The sequence below is a fragment of the Pseudomonas sp. NLJ1 genome (assembly GCF_049486705.1).
In the GTDB taxonomy this organism is placed as follows: Bacteria; Pseudomonadota; Gammaproteobacteria; order Pseudomonadales; family Pseudomonadaceae; genus Aquipseudomonas; species Aquipseudomonas inefficax.
In genome coordinates, this window is sequence record NZ_CP137735.1 from 887,568 (window position 1) to 906,724 (window position 19,157).

16 protein-coding genes are annotated in these 19,157 nt (G+C 64.1%); 3 read left to right on the forward strand and 13 right to left on the reverse strand.

The genetic code is table 11. The annotated features are described in order from the left end of the window. Nucleotides 1-121 precede the first annotated feature (121 nt). From R9B85_RS04005 to R9B85_RS04015, 3 genes are all read left to right on the forward strand, one after another. Nucleotides 122-1,057, forward strand: coding sequence for a hypothetical protein (locus R9B85_RS04005; RefSeq protein WP_112252952.1), 936 nt, complete (start codon nucleotides 122-124; stop codon nucleotides 1,055-1,057). Further along, on the forward strand, nucleotides 1,054-4,230 hold the full coding sequence (locus R9B85_RS04010) for a T6SS effector BTH_I2691 family protein (RefSeq protein WP_423770854.1): 3,177 nt from the start codon (nucleotides 1,054-1,056) through the stop codon (nucleotides 4,228-4,230). The genes R9B85_RS04005 and R9B85_RS04010 overlap by 4 nt, the downstream gene beginning before the upstream one ends. Nucleotides 4,231-4,321: 91 nt before the next feature. Continuing rightward, a complete protein-coding gene (locus R9B85_RS04015; RefSeq protein WP_423770855.1) occupies nucleotides 4,322-4,993 on the forward strand; it encodes a DUF6708 domain-containing protein in 672 nt (223 codons plus the stop codon). 179 nt (nucleotides 4,994-5,172) lie between these two features. Here the strand turns inward: R9B85_RS04015 and R9B85_RS04020 are convergent, their stop codons facing one another. The 13 genes from R9B85_RS04020 to R9B85_RS04080 all read right to left on the reverse strand — a co-directional run bounded on the left by R9B85_RS04020 (nucleotide 5,173) and on the right by R9B85_RS04080 (nucleotide 19,084). Then, nucleotides 5,173-5,868 carry a response regulator gene (locus R9B85_RS04020; RefSeq protein WP_423770856.1) on the reverse strand — a complete coding sequence of 232 codons (696 nt, stop codon included), beginning with the start codon at nucleotides 5,866-5,868 and terminating at the stop codon, nucleotides 5,173-5,175. Continuing rightward, the gene (locus R9B85_RS04025; protein WP_112252963.1) at nucleotides 5,865-8,519 is read right to left on the reverse strand and encodes a sensor histidine kinase; all 2,655 of its coding nucleotides are present in this window, start codon (nucleotides 8,517-8,519) and stop codon (nucleotides 5,865-5,867) included. The genes R9B85_RS04020 and R9B85_RS04025 overlap by 4 nt, the downstream gene beginning before the upstream one ends. A 156-nt stretch (nucleotides 8,520-8,675) precedes the next feature. Beyond that, nucleotides 8,676-9,227 (reverse strand): potassium-transporting ATPase subunit KdpC, encoded by a 552-nt coding sequence (kdpC, locus tag R9B85_RS04030; protein ID WP_215521521.1) that lies wholly within the window; start codon nucleotides 9,225-9,227, stop codon nucleotides 8,676-8,678. A 10-nt stretch (nucleotides 9,228-9,237) separates the two neighbouring features. After that, nucleotides 9,238-11,292, reverse strand: coding sequence for a potassium-transporting ATPase subunit KdpB (kdpB, locus tag R9B85_RS04035; RefSeq protein WP_207878609.1), 2,055 nt, complete (start codon nucleotides 11,290-11,292; stop codon nucleotides 9,238-9,240). A 9-nt stretch (nucleotides 11,293-11,301) separates the two neighbouring features. Continuing rightward, nucleotides 11,302-12,996, reverse strand: a complete 1,695-nt coding sequence (gene kdpA / locus R9B85_RS04040) for a potassium-transporting ATPase subunit KdpA (protein ID WP_112252966.1) — start codon at nucleotides 12,994-12,996, stop codon at nucleotides 11,302-11,304. Between the two features lie 9 nt (nucleotides 12,997-13,005). Then, nucleotides 13,006-13,095: a K(+)-transporting ATPase subunit F gene (gene kdpF / locus R9B85_RS04045; RefSeq protein WP_003251485.1), complete on the reverse strand. Its 90-nt coding sequence runs from the start codon at nucleotides 13,093-13,095 to the stop codon at nucleotides 13,006-13,008. Nucleotides 13,096-13,333: 238 nt separating this feature from the next. After that, entirely contained in the window at nucleotides 13,334-14,386 is a 1,053-nt protein-coding gene (locus R9B85_RS04050; RefSeq protein WP_112252967.1) for an AI-2E family transporter, read from the reverse strand. Between the two features lie 12 nt (nucleotides 14,387-14,398). After that, on the reverse strand, nucleotides 14,399-15,193 hold the full coding sequence (locus R9B85_RS04055) for a DUF4892 domain-containing protein (RefSeq protein WP_215521522.1): 795 nt from the start codon (nucleotides 15,191-15,193) through the stop codon (nucleotides 14,399-14,401). Nucleotides 15,194-15,302: 109 nt separating this feature from the next. After that, complete coding sequence (locus R9B85_RS04060; RefSeq protein WP_112252969.1) at nucleotides 15,303-16,157, reverse strand: alpha/beta hydrolase; 855 nt, start codon at nucleotides 16,155-16,157, stop codon at nucleotides 15,303-15,305. After that, nucleotides 16,154-16,942: an alpha/beta fold hydrolase gene (locus tag R9B85_RS04065; RefSeq protein WP_112252970.1), complete on the reverse strand. Its 789-nt coding sequence runs from the start codon at nucleotides 16,940-16,942 to the stop codon at nucleotides 16,154-16,156. Before R9B85_RS04065 ends, R9B85_RS04060 begins: the two co-directional genes overlap by 4 nt. Nucleotides 16,943-17,219: 277 nt before the next feature. Further along, nucleotides 17,220-17,678: a phosphohistidine phosphatase SixA gene (gene sixA / locus R9B85_RS04070; RefSeq protein ID WP_112252971.1), complete on the reverse strand. Its 459-nt coding sequence runs from the start codon at nucleotides 17,676-17,678 to the stop codon at nucleotides 17,220-17,222. Then, the gene (locus R9B85_RS04075; RefSeq protein ID WP_027592856.1) at nucleotides 17,675-18,022 is read right to left on the reverse strand and encodes a DUF4389 domain-containing protein; all 348 of its coding nucleotides are present in this window, start codon (nucleotides 18,020-18,022) and stop codon (nucleotides 17,675-17,677) included. The genes sixA and R9B85_RS04075 overlap by 4 nt, the downstream gene beginning before the upstream one ends. Before the next feature lie 36 nt (nucleotides 18,023-18,058). After that, the gene (locus R9B85_RS04080) at nucleotides 18,059-19,084 is read right to left on the reverse strand and encodes an NAD(P)H-dependent glycerol-3-phosphate dehydrogenase (RefSeq protein ID WP_025339958.1); all 1,026 of its coding nucleotides are present in this window, start codon (nucleotides 19,082-19,084) and stop codon (nucleotides 18,059-18,061) included. Nucleotides 19,085-19,157: the final 73 nt, after the last annotated feature.

The window sequence follows — 19,157 nt, forward strand, 5'->3', positions numbered from 1 at the left end:
CGATACGCCTGCCTCGTCCGAAAGCGAAAAATCCTACAACTGGTTAGGAAGCCAATAACTACCTGCAGCATTGATTCCCCGTTAGGTTTCTGCTCGCCATCAAGAAGAAAAGGAACTTCTCATGTCGAGCCAGTCCGCGCAGGGCTACGTGCAGTCGGTCGATCACTTCGCCAACCTGCAGCGTCAGCCAGACGAGGCCCTCTACCTTTTACTGGACCCATTCGCCGGCTGCCCGCCTGAGCACCCGCTGGCCATCGCTGCCCTCGGTGAAGCGCTGGGTAGTGATGCCGTAACACGCGTCGACTGCAGCGGGCTGGTGCAGGATCCCGAATGCTGGCCAGCTCTGGTGCGGCTTGCGAAACCCGGCGATGCGCCCACAGCCCTTGCGTCATTGAGTGCGACCTGCGCCGCTCGTGAATCGGCAGCTACCTGGCACTACGTGTGTGGCTGGCTGATCAGCGACCAACCCGCCAACCTCATCGCCCGGCACATCAGCCAGCAGTGTCAGGTACTGCACCAACCAAAACCGCACGGTATCACCGCCTGGTTCGAACCGGTGCGGCTGGCGCTGCTGCGCGCGACCCTGAAAAACGCAGACGAAGTCCTCGGACCTGTTCGCAGCTGGCTACATCCCGATGGTCGGGGCAGTTGCGAGGTATTCGAGCGAAAACCCATGGCTGGCGAACTGGCCGTCCCCGAGGCCGTAAGGGCGACACAGCATGTCGCACCACAGATCATTCAGCTGCTCTGTGCCTGGCATCGCCTGAGTGCCGTGCAGCATTCCCATGCAGGCCTGCCGGAAAACGCCCCCACCCATGCCATGAACCTGATCCTCAATGCGTTCAGGCAAGGCCTGCGCGACCGCGCCGATATCCAGTGCATGAGCCTGCACATGCTCATGGTCCACCCACTGCTCCTTCAGCACCCGACCATCCAGCACGCGGTGGAAAAGGCAGCTGCCGGCGAACAGCGCCTGGCAGACCGCTTCGCCAGCTACGACGACTGCACCTGGTCGCACATCGTCGCCAGCCTGCCGAAGGCAAGGAGTTACTCATGAGCATCAGCAAAACCATCCACATCACCATGCAGGAAGAGATCCCCAATACCTACGGCACCTGTAATGCCTGCGAACGCTCCGGCCTGCCGATTCTGCTGCTGCGCGAGGCCTACGCCCCACGCCCGGATACAGGGCGCCCCTATCGCCTGGCAGACGATAGCGAAATCATCTTCCACCCGATGCACACCGACCAGTTGCGCCTCCTGCGCCAGGGTTATGTCTACGTACTGCTCGACCAGGAAATCTGGCAGGCCTACGAGGTAGCGGCGGAAGGTACCTTGCAGCGCTTTCCGGTATCGCAGATGCCCTTGGGGCCACCCAGGTCGTTACCCAAGGTATGCGCCACCGAAGGCCACGATGTGATCGCCTCCTTCATCAACATCGATACCCTGCTCTACCGCAAGGCCTGGATCGCCTTCGCCAACGACCCCTGGCCCCGTGCGGTACTCGACCGCTATCGGCAAGGCATCGCCGACAGTGACCCGGGCACCCTCGCCCGCTTCGTCGAAGTGGACCTGAACACCGCACGCAACGACCCTGCCAGCCTCGGCATCGCCATGACCGACAGCTTCCGCTTCGGCCTGGAGCAGGTGCTGGAGTTCTCTACCTTTTCCTCCGCCAGGTTCACCAGCGCTCATGGCTTTTACAGCCGCCTGGGCCGCTGGCATGAAACCCGCACCCATGTACGCAATGTCATCCAGCAGGAACAACTGCCCAATGGCCTGCTGGCGCTGACGCTGCCCGACCCGGTCGGCATGGTCATGGAGCTCAACGCGCAACGCACTGGCTGGGTGCAAGCCCTGCAGGAATGGCGGGCGCAGCCGCAGCGGCACTTCGAATACTTCACCTCGCAAGCACTACTGGGCATCCGCGAACTGCACGCGGCCACGGCGGCCGCGCAGGGTGCCGAGGACGCGCAGCGGGAAGCCCGGCAGGTCAAGCAGTGGAACGACAGCCCGATCGCGGCCAAGGCGTATCTGCCGCCGGTGGACATCGACGCGCAGACCGCACGCAACATCGCGCGCAAACAGCAAGAAGCGCGCGAGCGGCTGGAAGAGCGTTACGACGAAAGCGCCCGCGCCGCGTTCCAGGCCGATTACGACCGCGAACTGAAAAACTGGCAGTCGATGATCGACCAGGTTGGCGATCTGTATGCGCGCCACTATGCCAAACGGGCGTTTCAGCAAATCGGCTACCACGACTATGACGCGACCTCCCCTGTTTCGGTGGAGTACTTCATCCAGATGATGGCCGCCTGCCTGGCCGGCGGGCCCACTGAACCCCTGCCTCAGGAGGGTCAGCCGCTCGGGATCACCCAGCATATCTGGCAGCAGTTGCTGGAAGACGACCGTAGCCTGCTTTACCAGGCGCTGCTGGCCAAGAACCAGAAACTGATGCAGCAGGTGACCAGCGCGCTGGCCGGGGACGACTTCGGCAAGGTGTACGACATCATCAAGGGCATCGCCGGCACCGCCGATGGCCAGTTGCTGATGATCAAGCCGATACAGGATGCCGTTGGCCAGTTGCTGGCCGCGACCAACAGCGCAGGGAATGCGCTCAGCCAGCACCTGAGTGAACGGACCAAGACCCTGATCGGCCATGTGCATCGCTCGGCGTTTGCCCTGTTCGCCGGGCAGCAGGTAACGCCGTTGCGCGTGTCGCTGACAGTGGGCGAGTACATGAGCCTGCTCAATGAAGCCCTGGAGGCGCGGACCGACGCGTTTCTGCAGCAGGTAGGCAAACAGTTCCGTGATCCCCTGGGCCGTAAGGTGCGGGCCATGGTGCTGAGTGGCGCGATCAATATTGCGGCAGCGGGTAACCGCAGCCAGATGATCGAGGTGATGCTCTGGACGTTGGAAAGCGCCGAGAGTTTGCAGGCGCGGTTGGTGCAGTTGCGTGAGGGTGCAGCCGGCGGCGTCGGGGCGCTGGTACGCAATGTTGTGATTGGTGCGGGTACGCTGCGTGCGCAGGTTTCCGATGGTTTGAAAATCAGCTCGATAGCCGCACAAAACATGGCGAGTGATGCTATGCGCAGCATGCGGGATGCGGCGACTAGTACCGGAAGTGTAGGCCTGCTCCTTACCTTGGGCAGTATATGGTTTCAGCAGGACAGCCTGGGCAAGAACTATCGAGCGCTGCATGAAACAAATACAAGCAACCCGGAAGCGCTCGCAACAATCTGGTCATCATCGCTTGGGGTACTTGGGGCAAGTGTTGAAACAGCAGGTTTCACCATAGCGCTGGTACGTCCCAATCCAGAATGGCCTGGAACAATCACCAATTCATCGTTGGCAAGCAAATTAGCCAGGTATGGTGGTGCTATCACAGCTATGGCAGGCCTCATGGATGGAGCCCAGTATGCCTTTGCAACTTTCCGCACAATTGAAAATGGCGACAATACGGCCTCATCAAAATATCGTATTGCCAGCGCAACAGCGTTCCTATCGACATTTTCTGGAGTAGCTGTGGCATTCGGAAAAGCCGCTCTGCTCGGCCCCCTTGGCATCACGATAGTGCTGGTACTGGCCACATACACATTAGCCACAATAGCAAAACGGAAAGAGTCAACGCCTACGGAGCTATGGTCACGGCGCTGTAGATGGGGCATTCCAAAAGCGCAACGTGCGTGGTTCGAAGCCGAGCATCTTGACGCTGCGATTGGAGCTCTCAATGCAGCAACTCTTGGTGTCCAGGCAGATGCTAGAGTCAACCTTCGCTTGGCATCGAATGCTCATCTTGATACTGCCGCACCGAAGGGAACCATCATTAGTGATGGCCACACGGTACCTGCAGTTTTCATGCTCGATTTCCACTTTACCTTGCCCAATTATCAAGCCAACCAGTCTCATTACCGCTGGGAATTACATCTTTATCAATCTGGATTATCCGAAAACACAATAATCCTCTCAGGCGAGAGCGCACCAAACCCCGAACTAACGATCACACAACCCAGCAATGTAAATATTTTTCCACTTGGCAATGACAAACAACACCAGAGCAAACTCGACAGCGAACGTGGAGTATTTACCACCCAATATTCCTTACCTCTGCATGACAATCACCACATTCGCGATATCCAATTCATCTTAAATTACCGCCCAAATAAAAATGACGATGCAGGCAATGCACGCCTGGAGATCAAAGAAAATAAAATAAAAATCAAGGATCTCTGACAATATGAAACGCCCACTATTAGATCCACCTTGCCCACGCTGGATAAAGGACCTACCGACGCCTTGTGAGTCGCCTACTGTAGAACCCCTCATGGAAAAGCAAGCACCGAATCATCAGTGTGCAATCTACTTAGAAATCGCTCGACAAACCACTACACCGCGATGCGCCAGCTCAATACTTACCGTGATATTATGCATTCCACTCACGCTCAATATTTACTTAATGCTCTCGTTACTCGAACCCAAAAATCTAGAGTCCATAATATATTCAATCCTTGAACTCATGCTGATAGCCTGGGGAGTTGCCACAGGAATTCTTATCGATACCACGCCACCACTCGACGAACCTATCAGATTCAACCGCCCCCGCCAAAAAATCTACGCCTACAATTTTATGCGCCAGTGGTGGAATCCTTTCGACAAGGGCAAAATCGCCGCCGTGAGTTACAACTGGTCGCAGGTCCGCGCTGAACTGTGGGCACAAACCAGAAGTGGCCTAATTGTCAGATGGGGCGCCATGCTTTCAATCGTCGCACCGGGCACAAACAATGTTATCGATCGATTCCACCTGAGTGTGATGGGTACCGATGAGCTTACTTGGGCCTATATCTGCACCTACATGCAAGAAGGCCCCGCGGCACTCCCCCCGCCCGGCGCACCTAAAGACCATGACGATATTCTCTGGTGTGAGTTCGCCCTGCGCCTGGCACCCCGAGTAGTGTGGCCAGCAGAAATGGATCTGGAGTCGAGAACCGCGCCCTGAGCTTACCGTCTTGCGCTACTTGCTCTGGCCCCATCGCCAACATGCCAGCTCTCATGGAACTGCACATAACTCATTGAATTAGCGGGGACTCTGTGGGAGCGGCTTCAGCCGCGAACACCGGCGCAGCCGGTGCCATGCACCGCGCTGGATTCTTCGCGGGCATGCCCGCTCCCACAGTGCTATATGGTCGGCGCCACCAGCCTGTACCCCACCCCTGGCTCGGTGATGATGAACCGCGGCGCCGTAGGGTCATCACCCAGCTTCTGCCGCAAATGCCCAACCACAATCCGCAGGTAATGGGTGTCATCTACATGGGTAGGCCCCCAGATATCCTTGAGCAGTTGCTGCTGGGTAATCACCCGCCCCGGGTGCCCGGCCAGTTGCGCCAGCAGCGCATACTCCTTGCGGGTCAGCGCCACTTCCACGCCATCCAGGGTCACCCGGCGAAAGGCAAAGTCCACCATCAGCGGCCCAAAGCTGGCCGCCACTTCCGAGCCACCGGCCTGCGGCACCTGACGCAGCAAGGCGCGCACCCGCGCCAGAAACTCCTGAATGCCGAACGGTTTGGTCACATAGTCATTGGCGCCGCCATCCAGCGCATCGACCTTCTGCACTTCACTGGCGCGCACCGACAACACCAGCACCGGCACCGCGCTCCATTCGCGCAGGTCACGCAGTACCTGCTGGCCGTCCATGTCCGGAAGGCCCAGGTCAAGCACCACCAGGTCCGGCTTGCCCAAGGCCGCCTGGGCCAGCCCTTCCGTGCCGGTGGCGGCCTCGAGCACCTTGTAGCCTTGCGAGGCCAGGCTGATACGCAGGAACTTGCGGATCTGCGGTTCATCGTCGATGACCAGAAGGGTGGCGGACTGACTCATGGGGTTTCGCTTTCGGTTTCAGGTTGAGGAGGCAGCGGCAAGCATAAAGTGATGCTGGTGCCCTGGCCATCGATGCCTTCACCCACCAAAATCTGCCCGCCATGGGCGCCGATCATGCCCTGGCAGATCGCCAGGCCCAGGCCGGTGCCCTGCCCGCCTCGGTCGCCACGAGCGGCGGTATAGAACATGTCGAAGATCTTCTCGCGGTCGGCCACGGGAATGCCAGGGCCCTGGTCGCTGACGGCGAAACACAGCCGGGCGTCCTGCACCGCCACCTGCAGCTCCAGCCGGCCATTGGCTGGCGAGAAGCGCGCGGCATTTTCCAGCACGTTGACCAGCGCCTGCTCGATCAATGCCGCGTGGACGAACAGCAACGGCAGCTCGGCCGGCACGTCGGTGTGCACCCGCAGCGGCGCCAGCACAGCGCGCAGGCGGTTGAGCGCGCTGCCAACGATGTCGGCCGGGGCAACCCAGTCGCGGGCCAGCTTCAGGCCACCGTGGCCCAGGCGGGTCATGTCGAGCAGGTTCTGGATGTAGCGGTCGAGGCGTTCGGCCTCGTTGCGGGTGCCCTCCAGCAGTTCTCGGCGGTCGGCGGTGGGGATCGCCTCGCCCAGCGCCAGCAAGCTGTCGATGCTGCCGCGCATGGCGGTCAGTGGGGTACGCAAGTCATGGGAAACGGACGCAAGCAAGGCGCTGCGCAGCTGCTCGGTTTCGCCGTGCAGGCGTGCGGCCTCCAGCTGTTCGGCCAGACGGGCGCGCGCCAGGGCCTGGGCCAGTGGCTGACCAAGGGCGGTGAGCAGGCGTCGGCGCGGATCGCTAAGCGGTTGGCCCGAACGCGGGCGCACACCGAGCAGTGCCAGGGGCTGCTCATCCACCGCCAACGGCCACCACCACCAACGGCCATTGGGCAAGGTGTCGCTGCCATGACCGGCGGCCTGGCCGTGCTGCCAGGCCCATTCTGCGGCGGCGCGTTCATTATCGCTGAAGGTATGGGCTTCGCCGCTGGCCACCTGCAACCGGCCTTCGACATTGCGCTCCAGCAGGCACACCTGCATGTCCTGCCAACCGTCCAGGTGCTGGCCGGCGGCGTTGAGCACCGCTTGGCGGTCGGTGGCCACGGTCAACCGGCGCGACAGGTCGAGCAGCTGGCTGGTCTGCGCCTGGGTCTCGCGCAGCGCCTGCAACTGGCGACGCTGGCGGGCGGCCAGGTTGCCGGTGAGCGCGGCCATCAACAGGAAGAACACCAAGGTCAGCACGTCTTCTTCGCGTTGGATCCTGAACGACAGGTTGGGCGGGATGAACAGGAAGTCGTAGGCCAGGAACGACAGCACCGCGCAGGCCAGCGCAGGCCCCAGGCTGCTGCGCACCGCCACCAGCAACACCGCGGCCAGGAACACCAGCGAGATATTGGGCAGGGCCAGCACACTCGACACCGCCCAGGCCAGGCCCGCGGCCATGACCGTGGCCAGCAGCGCCAGCAGGTAATGGCGCCAGACCCACACCCGCCGCACCGCCGATCGTGGCGCTTGCGGCTGCGCGTCGCGGTCCAGCACGTTGATTTCCAGGCCGTGGCTTTCGCGCAACAGCCGCGCGGCCACACCGGCACCGAACAAGCGCCGGCGCAGGCGGTCACGGGACTGCCCGACCAGCACCAGGCTGGCCCGCCGTTCGGCGGCATGCTGGATCAGCGTGCGCACCACTTCGCCGGCACGCAGCAGTACCACTTCCCCGCCCAGGCGTTCGGCCAGTTGCTGGGCAGCTTGCAGGCGCAGCCGTGCGGTTTCGTCGCGCAGGCGGCCGTTGTCCACGTGTACCAGGCTCCAGGGCAGGTGACGGCGTTGCGCCACGCGGCTGGCATGACGCACCAGGCGTTCGGCCTGGTCGTCGCCATCCACGCCTACCAGCAAGCGCCCACGCAGGGCTGGGGCTTCCTGGCCGCGCTGGCGATAGCCGTGGGCCAGGTCGGCATCCACCTGGGCAGCAGCGGTTTGCATGGCCAGCTCGCGCAGGGCGGTAAGGTTGGTTTGCGAGAAGAACGCATCGATGGCGGCCCGCGCCTGCTCGGGCACGTACACCTTGCCTTCGCGCAGGCGTTCGAGCAGCTCACGGGGTGGCAGGTCGATCAGCACCAGCTCGAAGGCTTCCTGCAGTACCCAGTCCGGCAGGGTTTCGCGCACTTGCACGCCGGTAATGTCGCGGACCTTGTCGTTGAGGCTTTCCAGGTGCTGGACGTTGACCGTGGTGTACACGTCGATGCCGGCAGCCAGCAGTTCCTGTACGTCTTGCCAACGTTTGGCGTGGCGGCTGCCAGGGGCATTGGTGTGGGCCAGTTCGTCGACCAGCACCAGGGCCGGCGCGGCCTTGAGCAGGCCGTCGAGGTCCATTTCCTCGAGGGTGACGCCGCGGTATTGGCTGCGCAGCAGGGGCTGCTGCTGAAGGCCAGCGAGCAGTACCTCGGTTTCGGCACGGCCATGGGTTTCGACCACTCCGGCCAGCACCTGAACGCCCTGGCGTTGCTGGGCGTGGGCGGCCTGGAGCATGGCGAAAGTCTTGCCGACGCCGGGGGCGGCGCCAAGGAACACCTTCAGCCGGCCCCGGCCGCTTCGCGGGAGGGTAGCCAACAGCGCGTCTGCGCGGGTGGAGTCACTCATCTTTCATCCTTTGCTATTTCCAGCAAGCAGCAAATCCAGGGACAAACACCGTACCTGTGGGAGCGGGTTCACCCGCGAATGCAGTAATAGCGCCACCGACGCATTCGCGGGTAAACCCGCTCCCACAGGGTCCCTGCCAGCCCCTCAAGTCATCTATCAATGGCTGAGGTTTTCCAAGGCCTGGTTCAAGGCCAGCACATTGACCACCGGTGGGCCGATCAATGGGTGGAGGGTGGCCTCTTCCAGCAAGCCTTGCAAGCGCTCCACCGGCAACTGCCGCGCCGCCGCCACCCGAGGGATCTGGTAGGCCACGGCCTCCGGTGGCAAATGCGGGTCGAGGCCGCTGCCCGAAGTGGTCAGCAACGCCTGTGGTACTGGCCCCTGCTGCGCCCGGTACAACGCAGCCGCATCACCCTTGACCCGCTCGGCCAGCGCCGGGTTGCTCGGCGACAGGTTGCTGGCACCGCTAGCCACGGTGCCGTAGGCGCCCGCCGACGGCCGCGCGTGGAACCAGCCATCACCCTGGAAATCCTGGGCGATCAGCGCCGAACCGCGCACCCGTCCCTGGTCATCGCGCACCAGGCTGCCATTGGCCTGGTTGGGGAAAGCCACCTGGGCAATACCAGTCACCGCCAGCGGATACAGCGCGCCAGTCACCAGGGTCATCAACAGGGCCAGGCTCAATGCCGGGCGTACATAAGCATTCATGATGGCCTCCTCAGACCAGGTGCAGGGCATTGAGCAGCAGATCGATCAGCTTGATACCGGCAAACGGCACGACAATGCCGCCCAGCCCGTAGATCAGCAGGTTGCGCCGCAGCAGGTGCGCCGCACTGGCCGCCTGCACCCGCACACCACGCAGCGCCAGCGGGATCAGCACGATGATGATCAGCGCGTTGAACACGATGGCCGACAGAATCGCACTCTGCGGGCTGGCCAGGTGCATCAGGTTGAGCACGCCCAGCTGCGGGTAGATGGCGGCGAACAGCGCCGGCAGGATGGCGAAGTACTTGGCCACATCGTTGGCGATGGAAAAGGTGGTCAGCGCGCCGCGGGTCACCAGCAGTTCCTTGCCGACCTGCACCACATCCAGCAACTTGGTCGGGTCGCTGTCCAGGTCGACCATGTTGGCCGCCTCGCGCGCAGCCTGGGTGCCGTCGTTCATGGCCATGCCCACATCAGCCTGGGCCAGCGCCGGGGCGTCGTTGGCACCGTCACCGCACATGGCCACCAGACGGCCGTCGTTCTGCTCCTGGCGGATCCGCGCCAGTTTCTTCTCGGGCGTGGCCTCGGCCAGCACGTCATCCACGCCGGCCTCGGCAGCGATGGCGGCAGCAGTCAGCGGGTTGTCGCCGGTCACCATCACCGTGCGGATGCCCAGTTTGCGCAGCTCGGCAAAGCGCTCGCGGATGCCGGGCTTGACCACGTCCTTGAGGTGGATCACGCCGAGCAGGCGCTTGTCGATGCACACCAGCAAGGGTGTACCGCCGCTCTGGGCGATGCGCTCCACTTCACGGGCCAGTGCCTGGGGCATTTCCAGGCGTTGCATGCCGACGAACGCCAGCACGGCATCGACGGCGCCCTTGCGGTAGCGGCGCTGCTGCAAGTCGATGCCCGACAGGCGCGTCTCGGCGCTGAAAGCCACGGCCTCGAATTGCCCGGCGGCTGGTTCGACGAAGTCGTGCAGCTGACGCAGATACTCGACGATCGACTTGCCTTCGGCGGTGTCGTCCGCCAGCGAGGCCAGCAAGGCGCCCTCCCCCAGCTCGCGAGCGGTAATGCCCGGTGCCGCGTGCAGCGCACTGCAGCGGCGGTTGCCGAAGGTAATGGTGCCGGTCTTGTCGAGCATCAGCGTATGCACGTCACCGGCAGCTTCCACCGCACGGCCAGAGCGGGCGATGACGTTCAGCCGCACCAGCCGGTCCATGCCGGCGATACCGATGGCTGACAGCAGGCCACCGATGGTGGTGGGGATCAGCGTCACCAGCAATGCGGCGAGAAAGATCAGCGGCAGGCTGCCACCCACGAAGTGGGCGAACGGCTGTAGCGTCACCACGACGACAAGGAAGATCAGGGTCAGGCCGATCAACAGGATGTCGAGAGCGATTTCGTTCGGGGTCTTCTGCCGCTTGGCGCCTTCGACCAGGGCAATCATGCGGTCGAGGGTCGAATCACCCGGGTTGCTGGTGATGCGGATCAACAACCAGTCGGAGACCAGCCGGGTATTGCCGGTCACTGCCGAGCGGTCGCCGCCGGACTCGCGGATCACCGGCGCGGACTCGCCGGTAATGGCGGCCTCGTTGACCGCGGCGATACCTTCGAGCACCTCGCCGTCACCGGGGATCATTTCGCCGGCCACCACGCGCACCACATCGTCCTTGCGCAGCGCGCTGGCCGCGACGGTCTCGTAGCTGCCATCGCGCTTGCGACGCTGAGCGACAAGCCCCTGGCTACCGGCCTTGAGGCTATCGGCGCGGGCCTTGCCACGGCCTTCGGCCAGGGCCTCGGCGAAGTTGGCGAACAGCACGGTGAACCACAGCCACAGGGCGATCTGCACGGCTACGCCGGTGCTTACGCCGCTGCCGGGGGCGAAACACAGGACGGTGGTCAGCACAGCAGTCAGGGCGACCACCAGCATCACCGGGGAGCGCTTGAGCTGGCGCGGGTCGAGCTTGACGAATGCCTGCACCAGCGCCGGGCGCCACAGCGCGGCGAAGCGGGTCTGGTCCTTGGCATTGTGCCGGGCTTGTACTTCAGGAATGGGCATGTTCATGGTCGGTCCTCAAAAACCCAGGCTCAAGTGTTCGGCGATCGGCCCAAGGGCCAGGGTCGGCAGGAAGGTCAGGCCACCGACCAGCAGGATGGTGACCAGCAGCAGGCCGGTGAACAGCGGGCCATGGGTGGGGAAGCTGTTCTGCCCCTGGGGTGCGCTTTTCTTCGCCGCCAGGCAGCCGGCCAGCGCCAGCACCGGCAGGATGTAGCCGAAGCGACCGACAAGCATGGCCAGGCCGATCATCAGGTTGTGGAACACCGTATTGGCACCGAAGCCGGCAAAGGCCGAGCCGTTGTTGGCCGTGCCCGAGGTGTAGGCATACAGTAGTTGGCTGAAGCCATGCGCACCCGGGTTGCTTACTGCACCTGCCGGGCCTGGCAGGCTGGCGGCGATGGCCCCGAGCACCAGCACGCCGACCGGCATCACCAGCAGGGTCGCCACCAGCAACTGCACCTCGCGCGCCTGCAGCTTCTTGCCCAGGTATTCCGGGGTGCGGCCGATCATCAGCCCGGCCAGGAACACCGCGATCAGCACGAACAGCAACATGCCGTAAAGCCCTGCACCGACGCCGCCGAAGATCACCTCACCGACCATCATGTTGACCATCGCCACCATGCCGGTCAGCGGGTTGAGGCTGTCATGCATGGCATTGACCGAACCGTTGGAGGCAGAGGTGGTAGTCACTGTCCACAGCACCGAACCGGTGGTGCCGAAGCGGCTTTCCTTGCCCTCCATGGGCGCGCTCTGCTGTACCTGCGCGCTCTCGAGGGCCGGGTTGGGCTGGTACTCGGACCACAACGCCGTGCTGCCGCCGATCAGAAACAAGGCAAGCATGCAGGCAAGGATGGCGCGGCTCTGGCGCAGGTCCTTCACGTAGTGGCCAAAGGTGAACACCAGCGCCACCGGGATGAGAATGATCGAAGCCACCTCGAACAGGTTGCTCCAGGCCGTGGGGTTTTCGAACGGGTGCGCCGAGTTGACGCCGAAGAAGCCTCCGCCGTTGGTACCCAGCTGCTTGATGGCGATCTGGCTGGCGGCCGGGCCCAGCGGAATGGTCTGCTCGGTGCCTTGCAGGGTGACCGCGTGGGCGTAGTCGGCCAAGGTTTGCGGTACGCCCTGCCATACCAGCAGCAACGCCAGCAGCAGGCATAGCGGCAGCAAGCCGTAGAGGGTGGCGCGGGTCATGTCGACCCAGAAGTTGCCCAGCGTCGTGGCGCTGCGCCGGGCGATGCCACGGCACAGGGCGACCAGCACGGCCAGGCCGGTGGCGGCGCTGACGAAGTTCTGCACGGTCAGGCCGAGCATCTGGCTCAGGTAGCTGACCGACGCCTCACCGCTGTAGGCCTGCCAGTTGGTGTTGGTGACGAAACTGACGGCGGTGTTGAACGCCAGCGACCATTCCTGGCCGGGCAGATGCTGCGGGTTCAATGGCAGGTAGCCCTGCAACAGCAGCACGGCGAACAGCAGCAGGAACCCGGCCAGGTTGAAGGCCAGCAGGGCCAGGGTGTACTGCTGCCAGTTCTGTTCCTGGCTGGCGCGCACGCCCGCCAGCCGGTAGCAGGCCTGCTCGACCGGGCCCAGCATGGGCGACAGCCAGGTGCGCTGGCCTTCCATGACCTTGAAGTAGAACCGCCCGAGCCAGGGTGCCGGTAGCAGCACGATGGCGAAAAATGCCAGCAGCAAGGCGAAGTCGTAACTGTGCATGGCCGCTCCCTAGCTGCGATCGGCGCGCAGCAGCGCCACCAGCAGATAAAACGCCAATGCCACTGCCAGCAGCAGTGACAGCCCGTCGAGCATGTTCATGTGTGGTTCTCCCCGTGGTGCGGCTTGGGCCGCTTTGGGGAAATTGTCCGAGGGAGAGGCGTAAAGGGGCGAGATAGGAGGATGGGGATGGTAATAAAGAAGGTGTAAAGATCAGCGGTTTGGGTTGTCTGCACTGGCCTCTTCGCGGGTGAACCCGCTCCCACAGGGACTCCACAAGGCTCAAGGCCTGTGCTGTACCTGTGGGAGCGGGTTCACCCGCGAAGAGGCCGGTACAGGTTTACTGCTGAGGCGGCTGCGGGGCGGCGTTGCGGCTCCAGTCCAGCAGCAGGCTGTAACCGACCGCCAGCAAGGTCGGCCCGATGAACAGGCCAATGAAACCAAAGGCGATCAAGCCGCCGAACACGCCCAGAAGCACGATCACCAACGGCAGGTTGCCGCCACGGCTGATCAGGTACGGCTTGAGCACGTTGTCCACACCACTGATGACGAAGGTGCCCCAAACCCCCAGGAACACCGCCATGCCGTATTCGCCCTTCCATACCAGCCAGGCAGTGGCCGGAATCCAGGCCAGCGGCGGGCCCATGGGGATCAGGCTGAGCATGAAGGTCACCAGGCCCAGCACGATGGCACCGGGCACACCGGCAATCAGGAAGCCGATCAACGCCAGTACACCCTGCGCGGCGGCCGTACCGATCACCCCGTTGACCACCCGCTGCACCGTACCGGCCACCAGCTCCAGGTAATACTCGGCGCGGTCGCCCATCAAGCGGTGCAGCAAGCGCAGGACGAACGCCGACAAGCGCGGGCCATCGCGGTAGAAGAAGAACACGAACACCAGGCTGAGGGTCAGCTCCAGCACACCGCTGCCGATCTGCGCGCTGCGCGCCAGCAACCAGTTGCCCACCTGCCCCAGGTGCGGCTTGACCGAGGCCAGCAAGGCCGCGCCCTGCTGGTCCAGCGATTGCCACCAGCTGACCAGGCGCTCGCCAACCAACGGGATGCCACCCAGCCAGGCCGGTGCATCGGGCAGGCCGTCCACCTGCACGTCACGCACGAACGCCGTCGCATCGCGAATGTGATCGGCCAGGTTGAACCCCAGCCACACCAGCGGCAGCGCCACGATCAGGATCCAGGCAGTGGTCAGCAGGCTTGCCGCCAAGGTTTCGCGCCCGCCCAGCGCACGCGTCAGCAAGCGCATCAACGGCCAGCTGGCAAAGGCCAGGATGGCCCCCCACAATAGCGCGGAAATGAAAGGTGCCATTACCCACAGGCCGGCACCCAGCAACGCCAGCAGCAGAATCTGGACCAGCAAGCGGTCGTTGTTAGCCATGGTGGTGCTCGTTCAACGGATCAGTTCAAGGTGCAGGCCGTCGGTAGGCGCGCTACCGACTTCGAGGCGGCCACTGCGCACCCCCGCCTTGACCAGCGCCTCGCGCCAGGCTTCAGCCTGGGCGCCACTGAGGCTGGCACGCAGGGTGCTGTCGAGGTTCAGGCTGCGGGCCAGCAGGTTCGCCCAGGCGTCTTGCGGTGCGGCCAGGTCAGGGTAGTCGAGCTTGCCGGTGTCGCGCATTTCGCGCAGCACCGTGGCGGCGGTCGGCAACAGTTCGCCCAGGGGGCTGCCGGCGACGAACTCTTCCACGTGCAGGTAGGCGCGGCGGTTGCCGCGGGTGACGCTGTACAGCGCAACCAGGGTATCGGCCTGCTCCGCCGAGCGGCGCAGCAGGATGAACGCCTGCTGCTCGTCGCCGCCGTTGAGGCGGGCATTGCCGAACACATCATTGGCCCACAGGCTGGCCTCGCCGCAATCGCGGCCCTGGCACCAGAACAGCGGGTAGCCACCGTCGCGCTGCAGTGCTTCACGAGCGCTGGTGAAGGCTTCGCGGGCGGTACGCTCGACCGGCAGTTCATAGGTTACCGAGCTGACCTGGCCACGGCTTTCGACCTTGTCCTCGACCCGCAGGCGGCCGCTGATCTTGCGCAGCGGGCCCATGGGGTAGACACGTTCCTGCTCCACGGCCGGGCGCTGGTCGACCACCTTGGCGTCCACCGGCACCGGCAGGCTGCCGGCCCACGACACGGGGCTGGATAACACCAGGCAGGCAGCGAAGGCAATACGGATGGCAACAGGCGCGCTCATTGGCGACCCAGGCGGCGCTCAGCGCCGAGATAAAGCTCCAGGATGTCTGGCAGTTGCATGGTTGTCTCCCTGTTCAACCCGCCAAGCCTCGACACTTGTCCGGTGCAAGTCAAGCAAAGCCAAAGAAGCGATTGAAACAGTCTGCGACAAGGGCCGCGCCCTGCTCATCGTTCAGGTGCAGGTGATGGCCACCGGGCAGCGTCACCTGCTCAAAGGGTAGCTGCTCCAGCAACCCGGTGTGACGCACCAGCATTCCGTCCGCGGCGACCACCAGGCGCGCGGGGCAACTCACCCTGTGCACATAGGCCATGGCCTGGGCCTCGCTCAGGCGCACTGGCGAAGGCAGGGTCAGGCGGCTGTCGCTGCGCCAGCTGTAGCCACCGGGCACCGGCATCAGGCCACGCTGGGCCAACAGCTCGGCCGCCTCGCGGCTGACCGCGACCATGCCTTTCATGCGTGCCTGCACGCCCTGCTCCAGGGTCGTGTACACCGACTTGCGCTTGCCATCCAGGCGCAACTGGGCCTGCAGCGCCATGCCCAGCCGCTCACCGGCATCCTGCTCGGCGCCAGTCGGCGGGATGACCCCGTCAATCAGGGCCAGATGGCTGACCCGCTCCGGCAACGCGCCAGCCAGTTGTACCGAAATGATTGCCCCCAGCGAATGGCCCAGCAGGGCGAAACGTTGCCAACCCAGCTGTTCGGCCACCCGCAACACATCATGGGCGTAGTCGGCCAGGGCGTAGCCGGCGCCGAGCGGCCGGTGCTCGGAGTAACCATGCCCGGCCAGGTCCAGGGCGACGATGCGCAGGCCTTTCAGCTGCGGCGCCAGGCGGGCGAAGCTGTTGGCGTTGTCCAGCCAGCCATGCAGGGCGATCACCGGCAAACCGTGCTCGGGGCCAAACAGGTGCGCCGCCAGTTCGATATGGCCCAGGCTCAGGCGGATCTCCTCGACCTGTGCACTCATGCCTGGCTCCAGCGGTCGAACAGGCCCTTGATCAGGCTGGCGGTATCGGTTGGCCGCTCCAGCGGAAACATGTGTCCGCCTGGCACGCTGTGGTATTCACCCTTGGGCATGCCGCGCACGGCCAATGTGTGGTGGCGGCGAATGACATTGCTGCGCTCGCCGCGGACCATGGCCAGTGGCACCTGCAACTGCCGCGCGGGCGCAGGGCTGGTATGCGGAATGCTGCGGTAGATGCTGATTTCCGTGGCCGGATCGAAGCGCAACTGCAGCCCCTGCTCCATCGCCTGCAGGCCGTGCTCTACATAGGCATCGAGGCAGTCGGGGTCGAAATGGCGGAACAGTGACTTGCCGGCGAAATAGTCCCGGGCACTGTCGCGGTCATTGAAGGTTTCGCGGCGCCCCAGGGTGCGACCAGCCGGGGTGATGCGGTCGATGAAGCCCAAGCGCTTGGCGGTGCGCAGCAGCCATTGGTCGGCGCGGGTAAGCACCGGCGAGTCGAGCATCACCACGCCACGGTAATACTCGGGGCAGCGCAAGGCGGCGTGCAGGTGCAACACCCCGCCCAACGAATGGCCGACACCCCATACCGGCTGGCCCTGCCGGGCCAGGTGGTGCAGCAGTTCGTCGACCAGGCTCTGCCAGTTGTCGTCCACCGGAAATCGCGGATCGTGCCCGTGCTGGGCCAGGTGCTGCACCTGGTAGTCCGGCGCCAGGGCAGCAAACAGCTTGCCGTAGGTGGCCGAGGGGAAACCGTTGGCATGGGCGAAGAAAATCTGCTGCGACATGGCGCCGGGTCCGGATGGGGGAATGATGGCCCATTGTCGGCATCGCGGGGCGGTTCGGCAATGTCCGTAAAGGTCATCGCCGAGGGCTATCAGGTCAGGCTGGTGGGCGCAAATGTATTGCATCAATCTCCTGACCTGCGCGGACTCCTGTAGGAGCGGCCTTGTGTCGCGATGGGCTGCGAAGCAGCCCCAGGGTTTCAGCGCAGATGCACAAATTGCCGGGGCTGCTTCGCAGTCCATCGCGACACAAGGCCGCTCCTACAGCTGACCGCGGGGCTCAAGCCGGGGAGTTGATCGCCCGAAGGGTCATCAGCCCAGCCAGTGGCCAATCCCCTTGCAGCTCCGCCAGGCTGGCAGTGCTCATGCCCGCCGGTTGCTGCTGGTGACCATGCTCCAATGCCCCGACCAGGTTACCCACCAACGGCTGGTGGCTGACCAGCAGCACATGCTCCAGGCCCAGGCGCTCGATTTCGCCGATCACCTGCTGCACATCACTGTCGGGCGTCAGCCAGGGCACCGTGCACACCGGCTCGGCGAAACCCAGGGTGTCATGCACCAGGGCGGCCGTTTGCTGGGCGCGTACGTAAGGGCTGGCGATGATCGCCTGCAGCGGCTGGCCCAGCAGGCGGGCGGCGCTGTGCAGCACCTGCTCGCGACCGTGGGCGGTCAGCCGGCGCTCGGCATCGCTGTTGGCCCGCGGCTCCGCTTCGCCGTGGCGCAGCACCCACAGCTTCACAGCTTGGGCTCCTCGTCACGCACCGGGTGCGGGGCCGGGGCCACGGCGTGCGGCGCCTCGCCTTCCGGGGCACGCGGTGCCGGCCAGTCGGCGAACGGCCAGGGCTTCTGGTCGCTGTGGAAGCTGCCGAAGCGGCCGATCTGCGCCAGGTACTGGCTCAGGCTGTCGCCGAAGTTCATGAGGCTGGCGCTGGGGGCGCCGTACACCAGGCGGTAGATCAGCTGTACCAGCACCAGGCCACCGAGCAGCAGCTCGGCCAGTTGCCAGACCACCAGGAACACCAGCATCCACAGGACCCGCAGGATGATCGACTCGCGCTGGGCGCGTTCGGGCGTATCGTTCATGTGTTGCTCCTTGCTGTTGTCAGAGCCGCTGAAGGCTCAGTTGAAACCGCTGATGGAAATGAAATCGACATCGGTCTTCGGCTCGGCACGCATCAGGTGCTCGATCACCTGGTTCAGCGTGCGGCCTTCGAACAGGATGGCATGCAGGCCTGCCACCAGCGGCATGTACACCTGCACCTCCTGCGCCTTGGCCTTGAGCACCTTGAGGGTGTTGACGCCTTCGGCCACTTCGCCCAGGCGGTTGACCGCCTGCTCCAGGCTCAGGCCCTGGCCCAGCGCGTGGCCGACCTGGTAGTTGCGGCTCTTGGGCGAGGAGCAGGTCACGATCAAGTCACCGACACCGGCCAGGCCGAGGAAGGTCATGGGGTTGGCGCCCTGGCTGACGGCGAAGCGGGTCATCTCGGCCAGGGCGCGGGTAATCAGCATGCTCTTGGTGTTCTCGCCCATGCCCAGGGCCACCGCCATGCCGGCGATGATGGCGTAGACGTTCTTCAGCGCCCCGCCCAGCTCGACACCAAAGCGGTCGGCACTGGCGTAGACGCGGAAGGTACGCCCATGCAGCACCGCCTGCACCTGCTGGCACAGCTTTTCGTCTTCGCTGGCGACCACCGTGGCGGTCAGCGCATGCTCGGCGATTTCACGGGCCAGGTTGGGGCCGGACAACACGCCGATGCGCGCCTCGGGGGCGATTTCCTCGAGGATCTGGCTCATCAGCTTGAAGCTTTGCGCTTCGATGCCCTTGGTCAGGCTGACCAGGCCCTTGCCGCGCAGCAGCTCGGCATGCGGGGCCAGCACGCTGCGCAAGGCGCTCGATGGCAGGGCGACGAAAATCAGCTCGCTGGCCTGCAAGGTGGCCAGCAGGTCGCTGACCGGCTCGACGCCATCGTGCAGGCGGATGCCTTTGAGGTAGCGCGGATTCTCGCGATTGACGCGCATCGCCTCGGCCTGCTCCGGGTCGCGCATCCATTGGCGCACCGGCACACCGTTTTCTGCCAGCAGGTTCGCCACGGCGGTGCCGAAGCTGCCGCCTCCCAGAACTGCAACAGGTTGCTGTTCAGTCATATCCAATCCGTTAAAGCCAAAAGTTAAGTGGCGACCGGGCCATTATACGACTCGCCTGCTACAGGACCAGTGT